Here is a 19949-nt window from a genome sequence, read left to right as displayed (position 1 = left end):
CACCCATTTTCTAATAAATTGTTATTAGTGTAGCGCTTTTTTTAGTGATTGCCAATTATGTTTATTTCTGTTAACCTTAATTAAAAATTGGTTAACGAGGCAAAAAGAATGGACACAAAAGCAGCGGTACTACAATATTTAAATGCGCATCAAAACGCCTGGACTAATAGCACTCAGTTGGTGGCACAGTTAGATGTGTCACGTACTGCCATTTGGAAGGCTGTGAAACAGCTGCAACAAGATGGTCAGCAAATTGAAAGTCAAAGTGGTCGAGGCTACCGTTATGTGCCAAATCAAATGTTGAACCAAGCAATTATTGCGCAGGGAATGAAGCAAGATTGTCTCCTGGAGGTCCATCAGTCAATTGATTCGACTAATAAACGAGCCAAAGAATTGGCGATGACAAACAGTGGTCAACCGGCGACGATCGTTGCTAATGAACAGACTGGCGGCTACGGACGTTTTGGGCGTCAGTTCTACTCGCCAGCACAAACAGGAATTTATTTGAGTTTCTTATTGCCAATTGGCACACAACAAATTCACCCGGGTCTGCTAACGACTGGGACTTCAGTGGCGGTGGCACGGGTATTGGAACGGCAATACAAAGTCCGTGTTGCCATTAAATGGGTCAATGATTTAATTGTTAACCAGCATAAGGTAGCCGGTATTTTATCTGAAGCGGTGACCAACTTTGAAAGTGGCCAAATTAGTAATGTAATTATCGGGATCGGCGTCAATTTAGAGGGTAATCGGCTGATCCCAGCAGATTTAAGCAGTAAGGTAGGCGCGATTAACCAAAATCATTTGCAAGTTAATCGCAATGAAACGGCGATTCAAATTATTAATGGTTTTTGGCAGATGATTGAAGATTTTAATTCGGGACGATTAATGGACGAATACAAACAACGAAGCATTGTGATTGGTCATTCGGTCACTGTTAAAGTTGGTAAGCAAACTGTGCACGGGCAGGTGAAAGATGTTAATAACGAAGGCGAACTTGTTCTCAAAGCGGGTAGTGGGGAATTGCTAACGTTGAGTGCCGGAGAAATTACAAAATTAAATTTATTGGATGGTGGTTATCATGGCTAAAACACGTATTCGCGGTATTATTTATGCGGCGCAACTCGCAATTTTATTAGCAATTAGCGCGCAAATCATTATTCCGTTACCACTAATTCCATTCACGGCCCAGACGCTGGCAGTCGGAATTTTAGCCACCATTTCTGATATTCGCCTGTCAACGTGGGCGATTGGTGGGTATTTACTGTTGGGACTAGTTGGCTTGCCAGTTTTTGCTGGTGGAACGGCTGGCCTGGGGGTGCTATTCGGCCCATCTGGTGGCTACTTGTGGGCTTTTTTTGTCCAAGCTTGGTTGATTAGTTTAGTCAATAAAAAAGCCGACAAATATCTCATTGTCGGTAATTTAGTTGGTGCATTTAGTCAACTGGTAATTGGTGCAATTTGGTTGAAATTTACCAGTCAGTTGGGCTGGCAAGCGGCTTTAACCGCCGGAATAACCCCATTTTTAATTCCGGCAGTGATTAAAGCTGTACTGGCAGCGCTAATTGGTCAATTGTTGTTGCGCCGATTGCGAGAGCCACTTCAGCTGCGTTGAACAGTTGGAATTAATAACTGGCTGCCACTTAAATCAACTTGATAAGTAATTGGTTCATTGCCACGTTGTGTCATCCCAAAATCAGTGGCAAAAATTAGTAAACCTAATTGGTGGCCAATTGCTAAGTGATGAAAAATTGGTTGCAAATCAAACTGTGCGTCCACAAATTGATTAGCCACTAGGTTGTCAGTTTGTTGGGCGTTGTGTCGATTTTGCAGGTTAATATGCCCGTAAGAAATAATTTTATATGGCGTTGCGCGCGTTGCTAGTTTAAACTCACGCAGATCATCTTCACGCCAGTTAAAGCCAAGTTGAATACCATTTCGTTGTAAGATAGATGGCGCCTCGTTGAATCGCTTAGTCATTCCATAGTCGACTAATTGGGCACTAATGAGACCATGATCAGTTGAACTAGCCACTCGGATTTGAAGCATTGGCGTTCCGCGCAAGAGTAGTTCATCTTTGGTAGTTCCAGTTTTGAAGCACAAACTAAATTGATTGGATGTCAGTGCCATTGTGCTTTGCCACTGGGCTGGCTGTCGGCAAAAATCAGTAAAAGTTTGGTTAGGCTGCTGGTCATTAAATGTTTGCAGTTGTGCATTTTTTTGTGGTGCATTTATTAGCGATTTATCATGCAGGAACCAAGTTTGTTGTTGCCCGCTTTCTTCCCAGTTGTCAAATGGGTGCCAAGTTTCAAGGTTAATATTGTCTTGTGCGATCACGGCAGGCAAAATTTCATCTGCCTGATTAGCAACTTCCCACAATTTATTAGTTAGCCACAGATTCACGATGTCAGAAAAATCAAATGAGCGAAATGCGTTAATATAAATATGATGGCCTTGATGCAAAATAATTTTCTTAGAAATGGTGTTTGGCAGGTGATCCCAGACTTCTTTGGCTTGATTCAATTTCACGTTCCAGTCATTCAGACCATGCACTAATAACACGTCAGCCGTGACATTAGCTAGGTTTAGACGATAATTACGAGCTCGCCAAAAATCATTATAGCTACCAGTTTGCCGATCCATTGCCACCTGCATTTCATGTAAATATTGATGAAAAACTGGCTTGATTGAGTGATAGTCAGCGGCTGTTAGTTTGCGGCTAAACGTTTCAGCAGCTAATACATCAGCGTCTTCGCCTTGGAAACCTCCCGGAGCCATCACTAGACCATTTTCGCGGTAGTAATCGTACCAACTGGAAATGGCAGCTTCACTAATAATCGTTTTTAGACCTGCTATTCCGGTGGTTGCAGCAGCAGTGGCTAAGGTGCCTAAATAGGAACGACCCGTCATTGCCACATTGCCATTGCACCACCACGCCTTAATTTGAGTGCCGTCAGTTGGATTGGTGAATGCTTTTCGTTTGCCTGTTAACCATTCAGTGACGGCCACAGTCGCTTTTGTTTGCTCAGGCGAGCCGCATGTTTGCATGCCCCCAGAATTTTTAGTGCCAATACCCGCCGCATAAGCAATGGCAAAACCACGAACGGCTAAATAGTCATTTAACGTATAGGACGCTTCCCTGCTGAAGGTTTCGGTGGCTTGCTTTGTTGTTGCTGTGGTGGTGATGGTTTTGGTTGGTGCTGTAAACGGTGTGGTATTTGTTTGAAAGGTAGTTGCTGATTTATGAGCCAAAGGAACATTCACGTTGTGGGTTAATTGATCGCCCCAAGCATTGTTGGTTCCCTGGTTATATGGACTGGCAGTATAGACGGCGGGAACCTTTAAATGACCGTTTGTGTCACCTGGTCGCAGAATTTCCACTTTGAGTAAATCGGCTTGTTGATCCCGATCAGTATCAAGTGATGATTCAACGTAGACAACTTCATGGATTAACTTGGTTGGGTCAAAAATAGCGATGGATTTACCATTAAAAAAAATTGGTTTTTGGGCAGCGGGTAAGTCATACAATGGGGTTAAAAAGCCACGGCCGGTTAAATTGTCCAATAACGTTTGACCGTTTTTTGTATGGGTACATAGTAATAAATACCAAGCATCAATAATCGTCGTCTGATCCCATTTTGTGGGCATTAAAAATGGTAGCTGAATTTTTTTCATACTTTGAATAATGTCATTTGGTTTGAAATCCAGCTCGGGTTCAAACTGGAGTAATTGCAATGCCACCACATAGAAAATTTCAGTGGTCAGTGGTTCGTATGATTCCAAAAAATCGGGCACCGCAGTGTCTTGAGTAGCTAATAAGCCCGCTAAAAACTGGCTTACATTGGCTGGATTACCGGATTCTGGGTAGGAAAGTTGTAAAAAGTGTTGCCAAAGTTCCTTGGAATTGGCGAAATGGAATTCGCTGGGTAAAAAGCCTATTCGAGTTAGCTCGGCTATTTTTTGTTGATGAGTAGTTGGAGTAATACTAAACTGATTATTTTTCATGTTAAAACTCCTTTGTAAAAAAAGTTTAAGTGGTCCAACAAATTACGTATAATAAGTTATGACAAGTGTACCAGAGTAATAAAAATAATAAATCATAAAACTAAAAATTGGAGGTCGTGAAGTGGCAAATAGTGTAATTGAATTTCGGCAGGTCAATAAAAGTTTTGATGAAACCAAAGTTCTTGATGAGATTGATTTTGAGATCGAAGCAGGCAAATTTTACACCCTGTTAGGACCATCGGGCTGTGGTAAAACAACGATTTTACGTTTAATTGCTGGATTCGCCGATGCAACGAGTGGCGATATTTTATTTGAAGGTCAAAAAATTAATGAGCTGCCAGCTAATGAACGCCAAGTTAATACAGTTTTTCAAGATTATGCGCTATTTCCACACTTAAATGTGTTTGAAAACGTAGCATTTGGCTTAGAAATTCGTAAAATCAGTAAAACAGAAATAAAGACGGCCGTTAACGAAGCACTCAAACTGGTGCACTTGAGTGATTATGGTAACCGGGAGATTTCTGAGCTGTCTGGTGGTCAGCAGCAACGAGTGGCGATTGCTCGGGCAATTGTGAATGAGCCAAAAGTATTACTGTTAGATGAGCCATTATCAGCCTTGGACCACAAATTACGCAAAGAAATGCAAGGTGAGTTGCGAGATTTACAACGGCGCCTGGGAATTACCTTCATTTTCGTGACGCATGACCAAGAAGAAGCATTGGCAATGAGCGATCAAATCTTCGTCATGAATGCCGGCAAAATTTTGCAAAGTGGTTCTCCTGTTGATATTTATGATGAACCAATTAATCATTTTGTAGCTGATTTTATTGGTGAGAGCAATATTGTTCCCGGCAAGATGCAACGTGATTATGTTGTTAATTTTGATGGTCAGGATTTTAGTTGTGTTGATGCGGGGATGAAGCCAAACGAGGCGGTGGAAGTGGTGATTCGGCCGGAAGATCTGGATATTGTTGCTGTTGACACAGGTCAGGTTAATGTGACGGTTGATACCCAACTTTTTCGGGGCGTGGATTACCAAATTAGCGCTCATGACAAAATGAATAACGAGTGGAAAATCAATTCGATTCATAAGACTAGTGTCGGCCAAATCGTCGGTCTGGCATTTGAACCCGAGGATATTCACATTATGCGCTACCACGAAACGGAAGACGACTTTGATGCTCGGTTGGAAACCTACGAATAAAGCGGCATTGAAATGAGGATAAGAAGATGCACAAGAAAACCACATATTTAATTCCATACATGTTGTGGATCGGATTGTTTGTCATTGCACCGATGGCATTAATTTTGTATCAATCATTTTTTAACATTAGCGGTCACTTTACTATGGGCAACTATGAACAGTATTTGACTAATGGTGTGTACTTAAAGATGACGTTCAATTCTATTTTATATGCGCTGATTATTACCATGAGTACATTGCTGATTAGTTATCCGACTGCGTTATTGCTAAATCGGCTCAAAAACAAACAATTTTGGCTATTGTTGGTTATTTTGCCAACTTGGATTAATTTATTGCTTAAAACGTACGCCTTCATCGGATTATTCAGCCAAAATGGATCGGTTAATGATTTTTTGCGGTTTGTGGGTGTGGGCAGCCACCAAATCTTATTTACTGATGCCAGTTTTATTTTTGTGGCTGCATATATTGAGATTCCGTTTATGATTTTACCGATTTTTAACTCGCTGGCGGAATTAAATCCATCGATGATTAATGCTAGTCGTGACTTAGGTGCCAATAGTTGGCAAACTTTTCGGCGGGTGATTCTACCACTAACAATGCCAGGAGTGAAGGCAGGTTTTCAGGCAATCTTTATCCCATCGTTATCTCTATTCATGATTACCCGCCTAATTGGTGGGAACCGTGTGATTACCCTGGGGACGGCAATCGAAGAGCATTTTCTTGTGACCCAAAATTGGGGGATGGGTTCTACCATTGGAGTTGTCCTAATTTTAGCGATGTTTGTGGTGATGTATTTGACCCGGGATCGTAAGGCAAAGGGAGGACGAATTCAATGAAAAAATGGCATATCAGTAATTTATACCTAATTTTTGTTTTTTTGGTGCTCTACTTACCAATTATTTATTTGATTTTTTATTCCTTTAATGCTGGCGACACGATGGATCATTTTAGTGGTTTCTCGTGGCGCCATTATGGTACGTTGCTTAGTGATTCACGGATGATTAGTATTGTACTGAACACACTAATCATTGCGCTGCTATCGTCTTTAATTGCAACTATTGTTGGTACGTTGGGAGCGTTAGGAATTTACTCCACTAAAAAGGCAGCGGTAAAAAATGGGTTGTTATCGCTTAACAACGTTTTAATGGTATCGCCGGATGTCATTATTGGTGCCAGTTTTCTGATCTTTTTCACCTTTTTAGGTTTTAGCCTTGGATTTGGCTCGGTTTTATTAAGCCACATTGCATTTTCCATTCCAATCGTTGTGCTAATGGTGCTCCCCAAAATTAATGAATTGCCGGCAACCATGGTGGATGCGGCCTATGATTTGGGTGCCACTACTTGGCAGACGCTAACCAAGGTTATTTTGCCTGCCATCACCCCGGGTATTTTTGCTGGCTTTTTTATGGCGTTTACCTATTCGTTGGACGATTTTGCGGTGACTTTTTTCGTCACTGGGAATGGTTTTTCAACGCTATCCGTCGAGATTTATTCACGTGCACGCCAGGGAGTTGATTTAGAAGTTAACGCACTGTCAACCTTAATGTTCATCGTATCGTTGTTACTGGTGGTGGGCTATTATCTACTCGGTCGATATAATCAAAGTCGCCGAATGCAGCGTGTCAAAGCAGCGGAGGCGAAAATTAATCAATGAAAAAATTAATGATGGTGATCGCTTTAGTGCTATTCATTTGTGGCGCGCTCGGTGGCATTAATTACAGTATGAATGCCCGTACCAGTACATCAGGTAGTAAAACACTCAATATTTATAATTGGGGAGATTATATTGATCCAGCCCTGATTACAAAATTTGAGCATGAAACTGGCTATCACGTGGTTTATGAAACCTTTGATAGCAACGAAGCAATGTTGACCAAAATAAAACAGGGCGGTACGAGCTATGATTTAACGGTTCCTAGTGATTACACAGTGCAACGGATGCGACGGGCAAATTTACTGGAAAAGGTAGACAAATCTAAGCTACCAGCGTTGAAAAATATTGATTCACGCTTTATGAATCTTTCATTTGATCCGCATAATAGTTATTCAGTGCCATATTTTTGGGGTACGTTGGGAATTGTTTATAATGATCGGTACGTTAAGGCTGAGCAAGTGCAGCATTGGGACCAATTATGGAATCCAGCATTTAAGCAGCAAATAATACTGACGGACAGCGCACGTGACATGCTTGGTGTGGCACTGATTACCCAGGGAAAATCAGTGAACGCAACCAATACAAACGATTTACGAGCGGCCAATAATAAGTTGAAGAAATTAATGCCAAATACAAAAGCAGTGGTGGACGACGAAATCAAAATGTATATGGAACAAAATGAAGCTGCAATTGCGGTCACATATTCGGGTGAAGCGGCGGAGATGATGGGCAATAACTCACATTTGCACTATGTCGTTCCCAGCGAAGGCAGTAATATGTGGTTTGATAACTGGGTAATTCCAAAGACGGCTAAGCACAAAAAAGCAGCATACGCTTTTTTAAATTTCATGTTGCAGCCTAAAAATGCGGCAAAAAATGCAGAATACATTGGTTATGCCACTCCTAATAAAGTGGCAATGAAGTATTTGCCAAATAAGGTGACAAGTAACGCAGAATTTTATCCTTCAGATAAGGTGACCAAAAATCTGCAGGTGTATAAAGATCTACCATTGAGGGTGATTGGTGAGTATAACGATTTATTTTTGGAGTTTAAGATGACCAAATAGAGTGCGACCAACCGCGTAAAAAAGTCGGAGTGTAACGAAAAAACCTGCAGGGCGTGATGCAATCACGTCCTGCAGGTTTTTATGCTACACGCAGATTTTTGCGGTTGGGAGCACGTTGCCGCAATGCTGCCAAAGAGAGCGGTGGGTGATGCAATCACGTCCTGCAGTTTTTAATGCTTTATAGGATTAAATTTTTATTTTGAAAATATTTTATTCAGGAAACTTGTTGGGGTGATCGCTTTTAATTTTTGTTGCGGAGACGTGTTTACCAGGCCAGAGTCCTAGGGCTAAATCAAAATAGGTAATCAAGTAATCAAAGACCGATTACTCAATTACCTATTTTAACTTAGCCTACGAACTCTTAGCGGCCTTGTTCACACTCTTTTTTTGTTTAATTTACTATGCGAAAATCCATAAGAGAAGTAAAGTACTAAGCCAATCAGAAACCAAATTCCTGATGCGATCCATGTTTCTAACTTAAGTTGTGTCAACATGGCGACGCAAGCAATTCCTGAAATGATTGGTAGTACTGGGTACCACGGCACCTTGAAACCACCTTCGTTTTTGATATCTTTGCGGTGACGCAGGGGGATAATGCCGAATGACACGAACGTAAAGGCAATCAATGTACCAATGTTAACCAAGCTGGTTAATTCATCCAGTGGTACCAGACCGCCCATCGCTGCAATCACAATCGTCACTGTGATCAACGCATTACGTGGGATTTTATGTTTAGCTTCAATTTTATCCAAGTATGATGGTAATAAACCGTCACGACCAATTGAATAAACTAAGCGCGAACTGGAATAAATCATTGTAACCATCATAGTGAACATACCGATTAAAGCGCCAATCGAAATTAAGCCAGCAGTCCAGTTTTGGTTCACTGCCTGGAGTGCAAATGCAACTGGGTTGGCGACATCTAGTTTGGTATATTTCACCATTCCAGTGAGGACTACCGCCACTGCCATGTAAAGAATGGTGGCCACGAGTAGGGTTCCGATAATTCCAATTGGCATATTTTTCTTGGCATTTTTAACCTCTGCCGCAGAAGATGAAACAGCGTCAAAGCCTAAGTAGGCGAAGAATACCAAGGCAGCCCCTTGGAAAACACCCTTCATTTTATATGGTAAAAACGGGTGCCAGTTAGTTGGCTTGATGTAAAACATGCCGACTAAAACAAAGACAATGATGATTGCAATTTTGATAATCACGGCCCAATTGTTAATTCGAACTGAGGTCGTCATCCCACGAGATAGCAAAAAGGCGATTGCCAAAACAATTAGTACTGCAACTAGGTTGATATAGGTACCACCGGCTGGATTAAATGAACCAGACAGTGCCTTAGGGACGTGCAAGCCAAAACCCTCGATGAATGAATTGAAATAGGCCGCCCAACCGGTTGACACTGCAGCCACAGCAAGCATGTATTCTAGGATTAAGGCCCAGCCTAAAATCCAACCGACAATTTCTCCCATGACCACGTTGCCATATGAATAGGCACTACCAGCAACTGGCAATGCTGATGAAAACTCTGCGTAACACATCGCTGCCAGTGCACAAACGACTGCAGAGCCTAAAAATGATAAAATAATTCCAGGACCGCTGGTTGTAGCAGCAACCGTCCCTGGTAAAATGAAAATTCCGGTACCAATGACGGCACCGACCCCCAAAGCAATGAGATCAAACGCGGATAACGTTTTGGTAAAACGATTGTCACGTTCCAAGTAACGACCGAGACTCTCCTTGCGAAAAATTTTTGCTGACATAACTTAAACCACCTTTGATTAATTGAATAATTGCGCTTAAACTAGAAATTATCATACCGTTGGTTAAGATTAAAAGTCAATTAAAATTATAACTGTTATTGATAATTTTTGATAGATGAAATATAGTTTGAGTGAGTGTTAATAAGATTTAACAAGTTGTTAATTAGATTAAAAAACAATGATAATTATTAAATAAGGAGCAAAAAATGGCATTAGAAATTACTAGTGGTGCAATTGTTTATCAAAAAAATACAGCAGGTATCCAGTATTTACTCCTCCAAAGTACTAATCGAGGTAATTTTTGGGGTTTTCCTAAAGGCCATGTCGAAAGTGGTGAAACATTATCGCAAACAGCTCGGCGAGAAATAATGGAAGAAACGCAATTAGATTTACTAATCAATACTGATTTTAAAGTGGCAACTGAATACGATTTACCAAATGGCAATCACAAACAAATGACGCTCTATACTGCAGAGGTAACCGCACAACAGGTCATCAGTTTACAAGCCGCCGAAATTAAAAATGCTGCGTGGTTCAACTATGATGCAGCTAGGACTCGATTAACCTATGATAATTTAAAGGAATTATTGGATCAGGCAAATCAATATTTGCAAAATTAAAAGATGGGATTGGAATTGATGAAGCGAGTATTAGTAATTACCGGCGCAACCGGTTCAGGAAAAACAACTGTTAGTAGTTATTTGGCAAAAAAATATGGGATGCCTCAGGTAATTACCCATACCACCCGGGCACCACGACCTGGTGAAATTGATAATGTTGATTATCACTTTGAAACTGATGCTTCGATGGCCAAACTTCATTTGCTGGAACGGGTGGATTATGATCATCATCAATATGGATCTTCTTATGAAGCACTGGACCAGGCCTGGGGAAAAAATCCATTAATTTCAATTGTGTTAGATACCAAAGGTGCACAAACTTACCATGAACAATTAGGTGCTCAGGCAGTCATTATTTTTCTAACCGTCAGCCACCCACAAGCATTGGTATCACGCCTGACTGAGCGTGGTGACCAGACTAAGCCGCTCAAGCAACGTATTTCAAGTGCCGAGTATCAGCGAGATTTACGTTTGCCGCCCAGTTTGACCAAAACCGCGCATTTAATCGTCAATGACGATTGGCAACAAACACAAGGTGAATTGGATCGGCTGGTAGCAAGTATTCAAGCTGAAACGCGATCAGTTTAGTTTCCTAGCAAATTATGGTAAACTGTAACCATTATTATTTAGGAAAATGAGGCCGTTTTTATGAATGTTGATATGACGCAAGCATTGACTATTCTACAGTCGAGTCACTACAAGGTAACAAAACAGCGTAAGTCGTTGGTTGAATATCTAGCGCAACACAAAGACCACTATACGGATGTCACCGCGGTTGATTCATATTTGCGGCAACTATATCCTGGCGTGAGCCACAATACAATCTATCGTAATTTGAAGGAATTTGAAGAAATTGGCATTGTTGAAACCCACGTTAAAAATGACCAAATGCAGGTCAAATATCAGTGTGACTATGCTAACCAACACCATCACCATTTTGTCTGTCAAAATTGCGGGCGGGTCACTGAAATTGAAATGTGCCCGATTGATATGAGCTTTTTTGAACGCCAATTACCGGGAGCGAAAATCACGGGGCACCGGTTTGAACTAGTTGGTTTGTGCGCTCAGTGTCAGAAGAATGCGAGTTAATGTAATAGTTGGGCAATGATCGGCAATTTGATTTACCGGTGGTTGTCTTTTTTATTGCGCACGTGAATTAATTGACGATCTTATCTAATCCTTAATATTACTTTCAAGCAAAACTACATCAGTTTGGTTTAAAATAGTAAAGAAAAGTACGGGAGTTTCTCTTAAATCCCGAAACGAGTTTTTAGTAAAGGAGAATCTAATATGGCTTATCGAACCCCACCATTTATTACACCATTTGCGATTGTATCGTTAGTGCTAGCTTTGAGTGCGACGAACGTGGTGGTTAATAAGGCAACTAATACAAATGAAGGAGCTGCAGTGACGACTAGTTCGACTAGCAGTTCCACCACGGAAACAAGCTCTGTGTCGAGTTCAAGTGAATCCAGCAAAGAGTCGTCGGGAAAAGATGATACATCATCTAGTATCAGTAGTACTGAGACCTCGAGTGCCGAAAGCACGACAACTGATGATAGTGATGATACAAGTGCAGCTAGCTCGAGTTCGGTTGCTAATTCAAGTTCCAGCAGTTCCGTTTCTAGCCAGTCTTCATCTAGTGCTGCTACGACAACGGACGAATCTGCAGAATAATGTTAGGAAAGGAGTGGCATTATGCTTAGCTTTTTAGATATGATTAACCATTCACTGGGCTACTTTAATGTGAATTTAAAATTAAAAAATCAACTGTATACAGCGGTTGGCTTTGTCGGTAACTGGTATTTATTGTATGTTGCGGTTCGCCTTTTGATTAATCACGCATGGTTCCGTGGGATCTTATTTTCATTGGCATTTTTGGTAATCATGTACGCAATTGCGATGAACGTAATTTACTATTTCACTAATAAGACGACCAAGTGGGACCCATCACCTAAGATTGAAAAATTACTTGGCGGTCGTCGGGTTGGAGAAGAAGAAAAGAAGAGACGAACCGCCACACCAACTATTCCAGCAAATGGACTGTTTACTAATGACCAGATTTTGCCAGCTAACGTTGAATTAAACGTGCACGAACAAACCAATTTAAATCGAGTCGTCAGACAGTTGATTGAGCAAAATTTATTGGTGACTGATTACGATCAGATGAGTGAACGTGAAATTATTGATTACAACCGGCAAGAACATCGCTCTGTGCCAGCGCTGCGACCGGACCAAACAGTGCCATATTTTGAGCTCGTGCCAACCGGCTCCCGGCTAGAAGTCTATATTGGGGTTAACCAGATGGAACGATTAGCAGTGGGACATTTAACCAGTGTGGGCTTAACAGAAGTCGTGACGGCCCGGCAAAATTATCAGTTATTTTTGGCCAATGTCTTTATTACGGATGGTCCTGAGAAGATTGCGGGCCGGAGTCAAACGACGATTGTACGTGACAAGGCCTATGGACTAAATGTCAAGGTTGCTTATAAAAATAAGGCGTAATTTAGGTTCACTGCCAAGTAATCCTGAATTTATTTTGACTCTTGTGAAATAAATTGCTATGATTGTCATTATATTTTAATCAAATTCTAATCTAAGCGGGGGTAATAACATGGCAGAACGGGTACAACGTTTAATTGATCGAATGCGTGACGATTTGAGTCAGGTGACACCATCTGATATTCGATCGTTTGATCAGGAAGTTTCTAAAATTCCAGGAATTATCAAATTAACACTTGGTGAACCAGATTTTAATACACCAGAGCATGTCAAAAATGCTGCAATCGAAAGTATTAAAGAAAATCATACGCATTATGCGCCATCAAACGGAACACCAGGGCTTCGAAGTGCGGTTGCCAATTTTTTAGATAAAAAATATCAATTAAACTATACTGCCGATAACGTTATTGTCACTGTTGGTGCTACCGAAGCGATCTGGACTGCGGTCAGTTCAGTTGTCAATCGTGGCGATAAAGTGATTATTCCAACCCCAATTTGGCCCATGTATATTCCAATTACAAAAGTTAACGGCGCAGAACCGGTCTTTTTAGATACATCTGACAACCACTTTGTTTTGACGCCAGAAAAATTGGAACAAGCGATCAAGGAAAACGGCGATTCTGTTAAGGCGGTTGTCCTTAACTTTCCTTCTAACCCAACTGGAATGACCTATCGTCGTGAAGATGTAGCTGCAATTGCAGCTGTGTTAAAAAAATATGATATTTTTGTCATTGCTGACGAAATCTACAGTGAACTAACTTATGGTGACAAGCATGTTTCAATCGCTGAGTACCTACCAGACCAAACTTTGCTGATCAATGGTGTGTCTAAATCACATGCGATGACTGGTTGGCGGATTGGTGTTTTGTGTGCCCCCGCTCCAATTGTTAATCAGTTGGCCAAGATTCATCAATATTCTGTAACCACTGCTACACGGGTGGCCCAGGATGCCGCACAAGAAGCTTTTGAAAATGGCTTTGAAGATGGTCCTGAGATGAAGAAGGAATACCAGCAACGGGCTCAGTTTGTTTATGAAAAAATGACTGAAATGGGCTTTTCGGCCCACCAACCGGAAGGAGCATTCTATCTATTTGCGAAGATTCCTGCCAGTTGGAATGTTGACGACAAGTCATTTTGTCATGACTTAGCTTATACAAATAAAGTGGCGTTGGTTGCCGGTAGTTCATTCGGTCCCGGCGGTGAGGGGTATGTCAGAATTAGCTATGCTGCTTCGATGGATAATTTAAAAGAGGCAATGAAGCGAATTAAAGAAAATGTAGCTACTCGCGGTTAATTGGTGGCAATCAAGTCTCACATACCGGTGCGCTGGTTTTAATTTTAAAACAGGGTACCGGTATTTTTTTGTTATTAATGATAAAAACGAGTTTACTGCTAAGCTATGCTTAACTGGTTAAATGCTGATTTGGTTATCAAACCACAAACTATTCAATTGTTTCTGGGGTTAATTGCTTAATAATCGAAAGAATGTGTGTAAAAGTGCGCTATTCGTATGATTAAATTTTGACCTTATCGTTAATTTGGTTTAAAATTTATTCTAATCTTTATTAAATTGAAATGTGAATTTTAACTTGATTAAGTAACTAAGATGGAAGAGTGGAGGGGATTTGTATGTCAATGATCGAGTTTCATGATGTTCAAAAATATTATGGTGATTTTCAAGCGCTAAAGGACATCAATTTGACCGTTGAGGCTGGCGAAACTGTTGTGTTAATTGGACCTTCAGGTTCGGGAAAAAGCACGTTAATCCGAACAATTAATGGGTTGGAACCAATTCAACAAGGTAAATTAATTGTCAATGGTTATGATTTAGCTGATAAAAAAACAGATCCAAACAAAATTCGTAAGAATGTTGGAATGGTATTTCAACATTTTAATTTATATGCGAATAAAACTGTGCTACAAAACATTATGTTAGCCCCTAAAATTGTGTTGAAGCGCGGTGATAAAGAAAATAGAGAACTAGCAATGAGTTTGTTGAAAAAAGTGGGCTTGGAAAGTAAAGCCGATAGTTATCCACGCCAATTATCTGGTGGTCAACAACAACGAATTGCGATTGCACGTAGCTTGGCCATGAAGCCCAAGTGCCTGTTATTTGATGAACCAACCTCAGCATTGGACCCTGAAATGATTGATGATGTGTTAAATGTTATGAAAGACATTGCTCGTGATTCAAGTATGACAATGTTGGTGGTGACGCATGAAATGGGCTTTGCTCGTGAAGTGGGTGACCGAGTTATTTTCATGGCAGATGGTAAAATTCTTGAAGACGACAGTAAAGAACAATTCTTTGATGGTGAACCAACTAATGAACGTGCTCGTCAATTCTTAAGCAAAATTATTGTGCACAAGTAAGGGAGGGACAGCCATGAAAAGAAAATGGCGTTTCATTGGTATGTTGACTGCCCTGACATTGTTGTTGGTAACGATGTCGTCTTGTGGCACGAAATCAGCCTTGTCGGATCAAAATGTATTACAAAATGATATTAAAAGTAATACGATCACATGGGGTGTTAAGGCAGATACCAAATTGTTTGGTTTGATGGATATTAAAAATAGTAAAGTCCAAGGCTTTGAAATTGATATGGCCAAAGCACTGACCAAGGAAATTCTTGGCAAGGATGGCAAAGCTGTCTTTGTGCCAGTTACTAGTCAAACTCGGGTACCGTTATTACGTAATGGCAATATTGATGCAATTATCGCCACAATGACCATTACCCCAGAGCGCGAAAAGCAAGTCGACTTCACGAAGTCGTATTTCAATGCTGGACAGGCTATTTTAGTTAAAAAGGGCAGCCCAATTCACAGCGTTAAGGATTTGAATAAAAAAGGCGCCGTTGTTTTAGGTGTTACTGGTTCAAATTCAGTTCAAAATATCGGCACTTATGCCCCCAAAGCAAAGGTGCTGCAACTATCTGATTATGCCCAGGCATTGACGGCGCTTAAATCTGGCCAGGGTCAGGCACTAACCACTGATAATGGAATTTTATTTGGGATGTCCGTTGAAAACCCAGGTTATGTGGTCGTTGGGGGCTCATTTACTAAGGAACCTTACGGAATTGCAGTTGATCAAGGGCAAACTAAATTTAAGAATCGATTGAACAAAGCGTTGCGGGCAGTCGAAAAAGACGGTACGTACAACAAGATCTTGAAGAAATGGTTTGGTAACGTCAAAGGATTTAACTATGAGGAGATGAAGCGCTCATGATTCATATTTTTGCGACGCAATGGCCATCATTGTTATATGGTCTGGGACAAACGCTGTTATGCAGCATCATTGCATTATTTTTCAGCTTAATCATCGGTTCATTGTTTGCGATCTTTGAAATTATGCCAAACAAGGCCATGCGAATCATTGGTAATGTGTATGTCGAGGTTTTTCGTAATATCCCATTACTGGTTATCACGATGTTTTTCTTTGTCGTGCTGCCATTGTACGTGGTTAAGGTGAATGGCTTTACAGCCGGGACGATTGGATTAACTATTTATACGTCTGCTTTCATTGCTGAGACTGTGCGAGCAGGAATTCAGTCTGTTGACGAGGGACAAATGGAAGGCGCTCAATCAAATGGCTTAAGCTTTTGGCAATCAATGCGCTATATTATTTTGCCCCAAGCGTTTAAGATTGTAATTCCACCGTTAGGGAACCAATTTATTAACTTAGTGAAGAATTCATCAGTGTTAGCTTTCGTGGCTGGCTTTGATTTAATGTATGAAGGCAATATGGTGGCAAACGACACACTGCAAACAATGTCGACGTTTTTTGCGGTTGGTGTTTTATATCTAATTATCACAATGCCGTTAAGCTATTACATGCGGCACTTGGAAAAGAAACTAGCCTAGGAGGTGGCGGGAAATGCAAAATTTTATTGATGCATATTCATGGATTAATATCCGCTACCTGCTTCAGGGACTGTGGATTACGGTGGAAGTGTCAGTCGCATCAATTATATTCAGTTATATAATTGGGACGATTTTAGGAGTTATTCGGTACTCTGAGATTAAGTATGTGTCGGCAGTTGTCGGATTTGTGATTGATTTAATTCGGAACCTACCACTACTATTAATTATTTTCTTTACGTATTTTGGATTGCCAAACTTAGGGTTTAAACCAGCAATTATTGAGGCAGCAATTTTGGCAATGACTGTGTTTGAATCCATGATGATCGCTGAAATTGTTCGTTCAGGAATTGTGGCGATTGACCCAGGTCAAATGGAGGGTGCCAAATCAAATGGGATTACCTATTGGCAGGCCTTGAGAATCATTTTGTTGCCACAAGCAATGAAGAATATGATTCCAGCACTAGTCAGTCAATTCATTTCGTTAGTTAAGGATACTTCGTTGGCAACGATTATTGTTTTGCCAGAAATGATGTACCATGCTCAGATCATTTACGGACAGAATTCAAATTACATCATTCCGATGTTCATTGCATTAGCAGTTTTGTATTTTGTGGTTTGTTACGCATTGTCACTGCTATCACGCTATTTGGAACGAAGATTAGCATAGAGTGATAAAAAAAGTGCATAGATTCTGAGCATACTACGCTGTCCAAAGAACTAACTGCTAAAGCAGTAATTTCTAATGGCAGCCTAGTAAAGGGAATGATACGAATTGGGTATCGTTCCCTTTACGTAGCTAAGCAAAATTTTTGATTGAAATTTGGTCACAGATGCGCTAAGTTGAGGTAAAAGGAGATCTTACCAATGAGACGCCAGGACAGAGAAGTAACGGATTTTAAAGAGATTGAAAATATTTTGAGCGAATCTAAAGTGATTCATACAGCAATTATGGACGGCGATTTTCCATATGTTGTGCCAACAAATTATGGTTACGAGTTTGATGAGCAGCATCGTTTGACTATTTATTTACATGGCGCGCCTGAGGGTAAAAAACGTGATTTAGTTAGTCAAAATGGCAATGTTGGTTTTCAAATTGACAACGGCGGGCGCTTGATGTTACCTAAAACTGATGATCCGGGCGACCACTCATTTGCCTATCGCAGTATTATTGGCACAGGTAAGGCTGTGTTGGTCGATGATCGGGCCACCAAAAAACATGCGTTGGAACTATTGCTAGTACATGAAACTGGTCACACATGGGATAATATTAAAGAACATGACCTTGAATATGTCGGTGTGATTAGGATCGATGTGCTCAACTATACAGCCAAGGAACACAATGAATTTAAATAATTGGATTATTTGCTCAGATTTTGACTGGAGGTTAAATTAATGATTATTGATAATGAATTTTGGGAATTATTTCCAGACGCAACTATTTACTCGCTAGTTGCCAAGAGACTTAACAATAACGATGAAGATACTGCTTTTTATGAACAGTTGTTGAGCGCAGCCGAAAAAGAAGCACAACAATATATTCAAACCGAGCCATTTCGCGAAAACCCAGTGGTTGCCCAATGGCGCGAGGCATTCACGAAATTTAAAACGAAAAAGGGTGCCCGGTCATCGATTGAAGCATTATTAAAACGAGTAAGCCAAGGAAAAGAACTCGGCACCATCAATCCATTAGTTGATATTTATAACAGTATGTCATTAAAGCATGGTGTACCTTGTGGTGGTGAGGATTTAAATGCAATGGACGGAGAGCTGCACTTAGGGGTTGCTAAGGGCGGCGAACAATTTTTGCCACTGGGTGCAGAAGAAGACGCGCCCGCTTTGACTGGTGAGGTCATTTATTATGATCAAACTGGCGCAATTTGTCGCTGCTTTAATTGGCGTGAAGCACAACGAACAATGCTGACAGAAAACACCACAAATGCAGTGTTGATAATTGAATCGATTAATGCCGAGCAATCTAAACGGGCAAAAGAAGCAATTGAAGAATTACAGCAATTGATTAATGACCGGTTTGGAGTGGAAACAACTAGCTCCACATTCAAAAAATAAAAAGGATCTCTGATTTGTGCTAGGCCCTATCAATTTGACATGGCTTAGCACAATTTTTCAGATGATCCTTTTTTGTAACTGAGATTGTTATTCCAAGAAACCAGGTTGAGCGTATTTAGGGTTTGGATAATGGTAAAAACCTTCACCTGAGCTGACGCCAAGCTTACCTTGGTCAATAAAGTTAGTTTTCAATAAGTTCGCTAACTGATCATATTGATGATTACCCGTTGTGGCTGCGTAGTTTTCAATAATGTTAAATGCAGTTGTAATGCCGACAACGTCCAGAATGCCGAATGGTCCTTGGGGAGCACCAGTAGCCAGCATCCAAGTTTTATCGATCATCTCTGGCTCACCAATACCTTCTAGGTACAGCATCTCAGCTGCATCTAGGAAGGGTACTAAAATTGAATTTAAAATATAGCCAGATTGTTCCTTTTGTACTGGAATTGGCACCATGCCAATTGCCTTAGCAAATTCAATCACTTGCTGAAAAATGGCTGGATCGGTTTCGGCGTGCCCCATGATTTCAGCAGTGTTATTTTTCCAAATTTCATTGGCAAAGTGGAGTGCTAAAAATCGATCTGGTCGCCCTGTATCTGCAGCAAACATACTTGGAATCAGGGTTGATGAATTAGTCGCAAAAATCGTTTTGGCTGGCGCTAGAGGAGCTAACTGTTTGTAAAATTTATGCTTGATTTCAGCCACTTCAGGAATGGCTTCAATGACTAAATCAGTGTCTGCCACAGCTGCCTTAAGATCGCTTGTGTAATTAATACGGGCTAATGTAGATGAAACAGAATGTTTTGATTGATTAATCGCATCAGTAACTTTTTGATTCAAACCAGGTAACAAGTTCGTATTGTAAGATAGGTCGGAAGTTGATTTTTCAAAACTGCTTTCCGCTTTAGCAACTTCCTCCTTATAGGTCGTTTCCAAATTAGCCATTTTAACCTTGGCATTGACTAAAACTTCATCATTGATGTCATAAACGGTGACTCTGAAGCCCTTGAATGCAATTTGAAACGCAATTTGTGCGCCTAACACACCGCTTCCGACAATAGTAACATGTTTGAAATCCATTACGATCATTCCTTTCTGACAGTGCAACTTTCCAATGTAAGCGTATTCATTTCGCTGATAGAAAGCAAATAATTAGTTTTGAAACTGCGGCCAAATTAGAAGTTTTTTTGAAGACATAGG

Annotated in this window: 21 protein-coding genes; 18 read left to right on the top strand and 3 right to left on the bottom strand. The window is 40.6% G+C overall.

The features are described from left to right. Nucleotides 1-108 precede the first annotated feature (108 nt). Nucleotides 109-1089: a biotin--[acetyl-CoA-carboxylase] ligase gene (locus WDC_RS02050; protein WP_044010156.1), complete on the top strand. Its 981-nt coding sequence runs from the start codon at nucleotides 109-111 to the stop codon at nucleotides 1087-1089. Further along, complete coding sequence (locus WDC_RS02045; protein ID WP_044010155.1) at nucleotides 1082-1615, top strand: biotin transporter BioY; 534 nt, start codon at nucleotides 1082-1084, stop codon at nucleotides 1613-1615. The genes WDC_RS02050 and WDC_RS02045 overlap by 8 nt, the downstream gene beginning before the upstream one ends. Here WDC_RS02045 and WDC_RS02040 read toward each other — a convergent pair. Continuing rightward, complete coding sequence (locus tag WDC_RS02040) at nucleotides 1603-4005, bottom strand: Xaa-Pro dipeptidyl-peptidase (protein ID WP_044010154.1); 2403 nt, start codon at nucleotides 4003-4005, stop codon at nucleotides 1603-1605. The two genes, WDC_RS02045 and WDC_RS02040, sit on opposite strands and share 13 nt — an antisense overlap. A 121-nt stretch (nucleotides 4006-4126) precedes the next feature. Here WDC_RS02040 and WDC_RS02035 point away from each other — a divergent pair, with 121 nt between their 5' ends. From WDC_RS02035 to WDC_RS02020, 4 genes are read left to right on the top strand one after another with little or no spacing between them, the layout of a single operon-like run. Further along, on the top strand, nucleotides 4127-5209 hold the full coding sequence (locus WDC_RS02035; RefSeq protein ID WP_044010153.1) for an ABC transporter ATP-binding protein: 1083 nt from the start codon (nucleotides 4127-4129) through the stop codon (nucleotides 5207-5209). Nucleotides 5210-5235: 26 nt separating this feature from the next. Next, entirely contained in the window at nucleotides 5236-6045 is an 810-nt protein-coding gene (locus WDC_RS02030; protein ID WP_044010152.1) for an ABC transporter permease, read from the top strand. Beyond that, nucleotides 6042-6863: an ABC transporter permease gene (locus WDC_RS02025; protein ID WP_044010151.1), complete on the top strand. Its 822-nt coding sequence runs from the start codon at nucleotides 6042-6044 to the stop codon at nucleotides 6861-6863. Before WDC_RS02030 ends, WDC_RS02025 begins: the two co-directional genes overlap by 4 nt. Then, a complete protein-coding gene (locus tag WDC_RS02020) occupies nucleotides 6860-7930 on the top strand; it encodes an ABC transporter substrate-binding protein (protein WP_044010150.1) in 1071 nt (356 codons plus the stop codon). Before WDC_RS02025 ends, WDC_RS02020 begins: the two co-directional genes overlap by 4 nt. A 374-nt stretch (nucleotides 7931-8304) precedes the next feature. On the opposite strand, the gene WDC_RS02015 is transcribed toward WDC_RS02020, so the two are convergent. Continuing rightward, on the bottom strand, nucleotides 8305-9699 hold the full coding sequence (locus tag WDC_RS02015) for an APC family permease (protein WP_044010149.1): 1395 nt from the start codon (nucleotides 9697-9699) through the stop codon (nucleotides 8305-8307). A gap of 206 nt (nucleotides 9700-9905) precedes the next feature. Between WDC_RS02015 and WDC_RS02010 the strand changes: the two genes are divergently transcribed. From WDC_RS02010 to WDC_RS01955, 12 genes are all read left to right on the top strand, one after another. After that, nucleotides 9906-10319: a bis(5'-nucleosyl)-tetraphosphatase gene (locus WDC_RS02010; RefSeq protein ID WP_044010148.1), complete on the top strand. Its 414-nt coding sequence runs from the start codon at nucleotides 9906-9908 to the stop codon at nucleotides 10317-10319. Nucleotides 10320-10337: 18 nt separating this feature from the next. Next, nucleotides 10338-10907 (top strand): guanylate kinase, encoded by a 570-nt coding sequence (locus WDC_RS02005; protein ID WP_044010147.1) that lies wholly within the window; start codon nucleotides 10338-10340, stop codon nucleotides 10905-10907. A 60-nt stretch (nucleotides 10908-10967) separates the two neighbouring features. Continuing rightward, the gene (locus WDC_RS02000) at nucleotides 10968-11408 is read left to right on the top strand and encodes a Fur family transcriptional regulator (RefSeq protein ID WP_044010146.1); all 441 of its coding nucleotides are present in this window, start codon (nucleotides 10968-10970) and stop codon (nucleotides 11406-11408) included. Nucleotides 11409-11609: 201 nt separating this feature from the next. After that, nucleotides 11610-11996, top strand: a complete 387-nt coding sequence (locus tag WDC_RS01995) for a hypothetical protein (protein WP_044010145.1) — start codon at nucleotides 11610-11612, stop codon at nucleotides 11994-11996. 21 nt (nucleotides 11997-12017) lie between these two features. Further along, nucleotides 12018-12824 carry a DUF6681 family protein gene (locus WDC_RS01990; RefSeq protein WP_044010144.1) on the top strand — a complete coding sequence of 269 codons (807 nt, stop codon included), beginning with the start codon at nucleotides 12018-12020 and terminating at the stop codon, nucleotides 12822-12824. A 109-nt stretch (nucleotides 12825-12933) separates the two neighbouring features. Further along, nucleotides 12934-14115 carry an aminotransferase class I/II-fold pyridoxal phosphate-dependent enzyme gene (locus WDC_RS01985; protein ID WP_044010143.1) on the top strand — a complete coding sequence of 394 codons (1182 nt, stop codon included), beginning with the start codon at nucleotides 12934-12936 and terminating at the stop codon, nucleotides 14113-14115. Nucleotides 14116-14450: 335 nt separating this feature from the next. Next, nucleotides 14451-15194, top strand: coding sequence for an amino acid ABC transporter ATP-binding protein (locus WDC_RS01980; protein WP_044010142.1), 744 nt, complete (start codon nucleotides 14451-14453; stop codon nucleotides 15192-15194). Between the two features lie 13 nt (nucleotides 15195-15207). Then, entirely contained in the window at nucleotides 15208-16047 is an 840-nt protein-coding gene (locus WDC_RS01975; RefSeq protein WP_044010141.1) for a transporter substrate-binding domain-containing protein, read from the top strand. Beyond that, complete coding sequence (locus WDC_RS01970; protein ID WP_044010140.1) at nucleotides 16044-16682, top strand: amino acid ABC transporter permease; 639 nt, start codon at nucleotides 16044-16046, stop codon at nucleotides 16680-16682. The genes WDC_RS01975 and WDC_RS01970 overlap by 4 nt, the downstream gene beginning before the upstream one ends. A 13-nt stretch (nucleotides 16683-16695) precedes the next feature. Further along, nucleotides 16696-17349, top strand: coding sequence for an amino acid ABC transporter permease (locus tag WDC_RS01965; RefSeq protein WP_044010139.1), 654 nt, complete (start codon nucleotides 16696-16698; stop codon nucleotides 17347-17349). Between the two features lie 197 nt (nucleotides 17350-17546). After that, complete coding sequence (locus WDC_RS01960; RefSeq protein WP_044010138.1) at nucleotides 17547-18035, top strand: pyridoxamine 5'-phosphate oxidase family protein; 489 nt, start codon at nucleotides 17547-17549, stop codon at nucleotides 18033-18035. 39 nt (nucleotides 18036-18074) lie between these two features. Further along, nucleotides 18075-18749 (top strand): B3/B4 domain-containing protein, encoded by a 675-nt coding sequence (locus WDC_RS01955; protein ID WP_044010137.1) that lies wholly within the window; start codon nucleotides 18075-18077, stop codon nucleotides 18747-18749. Nucleotides 18750-18836: 87 nt separating this feature from the next. Here the strand turns inward: WDC_RS01955 and WDC_RS01950 are convergent, their stop codons facing one another. Then, the gene (locus WDC_RS01950; RefSeq protein WP_044010136.1) at nucleotides 18837-19829 is read right to left on the bottom strand and encodes a 3-hydroxyacyl-CoA dehydrogenase; all 993 of its coding nucleotides are present in this window, start codon (nucleotides 19827-19829) and stop codon (nucleotides 18837-18839) included. Nucleotides 19830-19949 lie beyond the last annotated feature (120 nt).

The organism is Paucilactobacillus wasatchensis (assembly GCF_000876205.1).
Taxonomy (GTDB): Bacteria; Bacillota; Bacilli; order Lactobacillales; family Lactobacillaceae; genus Paucilactobacillus; species Paucilactobacillus wasatchensis.
This window is presented reverse-complemented; position numbering and strand designations above follow the sequence as displayed.

What these genes read in the sequence shown, in the direction of transcription:
- WDC_RS02050 (WP_044010156.1), top strand. Translation starts at nt 109, where the DNA reads ATGGACACAAAAGCAGCGGTACTACAATATTTAAATGCGCATCAAAAC.
- WDC_RS02045 (WP_044010155.1), top strand. Translation starts at nt 1,082, where the DNA reads ATGGCTAAAACACGTATTCGCGGTATTATTTATGCGGCGCAACTCGCA.
- WDC_RS02040 (WP_044010154.1), bottom strand. Translation starts at nt 4,005, where the DNA reads ATGAAAAATAATCAGTTTAGTATTACTCCAACTACTCATCAACAAAAA.
- WDC_RS02030 (WP_044010152.1), top strand. Translation starts at nt 5,236, where the DNA reads ATGCACAAGAAAACCACATATTTAATTCCATACATGTTGTGGATCGGA.
- WDC_RS02025 (WP_044010151.1), top strand. Translation starts at nt 6,042, where the DNA reads ATGAAAAAATGGCATATCAGTAATTTATACCTAATTTTTGTTTTTTTG.
- WDC_RS02020 (WP_044010150.1), top strand. Translation starts at nt 6,860, where the DNA reads ATGAAAAAATTAATGATGGTGATCGCTTTAGTGCTATTCATTTGTGGC.
- WDC_RS02015 (WP_044010149.1), bottom strand. Translation starts at nt 9,699, where the DNA reads ATGTCAGCAAAAATTTTTCGCAAGGAGAGTCTCGGTCGTTACTTGGAA.
- WDC_RS02010 (WP_044010148.1), top strand. Translation starts at nt 9,906, where the DNA reads ATGGCATTAGAAATTACTAGTGGTGCAATTGTTTATCAAAAAAATACA.
- WDC_RS02005 (WP_044010147.1), top strand. Translation starts at nt 10,338, where the DNA reads ATGAAGCGAGTATTAGTAATTACCGGCGCAACCGGTTCAGGAAAAACA.
- WDC_RS02000 (WP_044010146.1), top strand. Translation starts at nt 10,968, where the DNA reads ATGAATGTTGATATGACGCAAGCATTGACTATTCTACAGTCGAGTCAC.
- WDC_RS01995 (WP_044010145.1), top strand. Translation starts at nt 11,610, where the DNA reads ATGGCTTATCGAACCCCACCATTTATTACACCATTTGCGATTGTATCG.
- WDC_RS01990 (WP_044010144.1), top strand. Translation starts at nt 12,018, where the DNA reads ATGCTTAGCTTTTTAGATATGATTAACCATTCACTGGGCTACTTTAAT.
- WDC_RS01985 (WP_044010143.1), top strand. Translation starts at nt 12,934, where the DNA reads ATGGCAGAACGGGTACAACGTTTAATTGATCGAATGCGTGACGATTTG.
- WDC_RS01980 (WP_044010142.1), top strand. Translation starts at nt 14,451, where the DNA reads ATGTCAATGATCGAGTTTCATGATGTTCAAAAATATTATGGTGATTTT.
- WDC_RS01975 (WP_044010141.1), top strand. Translation starts at nt 15,208, where the DNA reads ATGAAAAGAAAATGGCGTTTCATTGGTATGTTGACTGCCCTGACATTG.
- WDC_RS01970 (WP_044010140.1), top strand. Translation starts at nt 16,044, where the DNA reads ATGATTCATATTTTTGCGACGCAATGGCCATCATTGTTATATGGTCTG.
- WDC_RS01965 (WP_044010139.1), top strand. Translation starts at nt 16,696, where the DNA reads ATGCAAAATTTTATTGATGCATATTCATGGATTAATATCCGCTACCTG.
- WDC_RS01960 (WP_044010138.1), top strand. Translation starts at nt 17,547, where the DNA reads ATGAGACGCCAGGACAGAGAAGTAACGGATTTTAAAGAGATTGAAAAT.
- WDC_RS01955 (WP_044010137.1), top strand. Translation starts at nt 18,075, where the DNA reads ATGATTATTGATAATGAATTTTGGGAATTATTTCCAGACGCAACTATT.
- WDC_RS01950 (WP_044010136.1), bottom strand. Translation starts at nt 19,829, where the DNA reads ATGGATTTCAAACATGTTACTATTGTCGGAAGCGGTGTGTTAGGCGCA.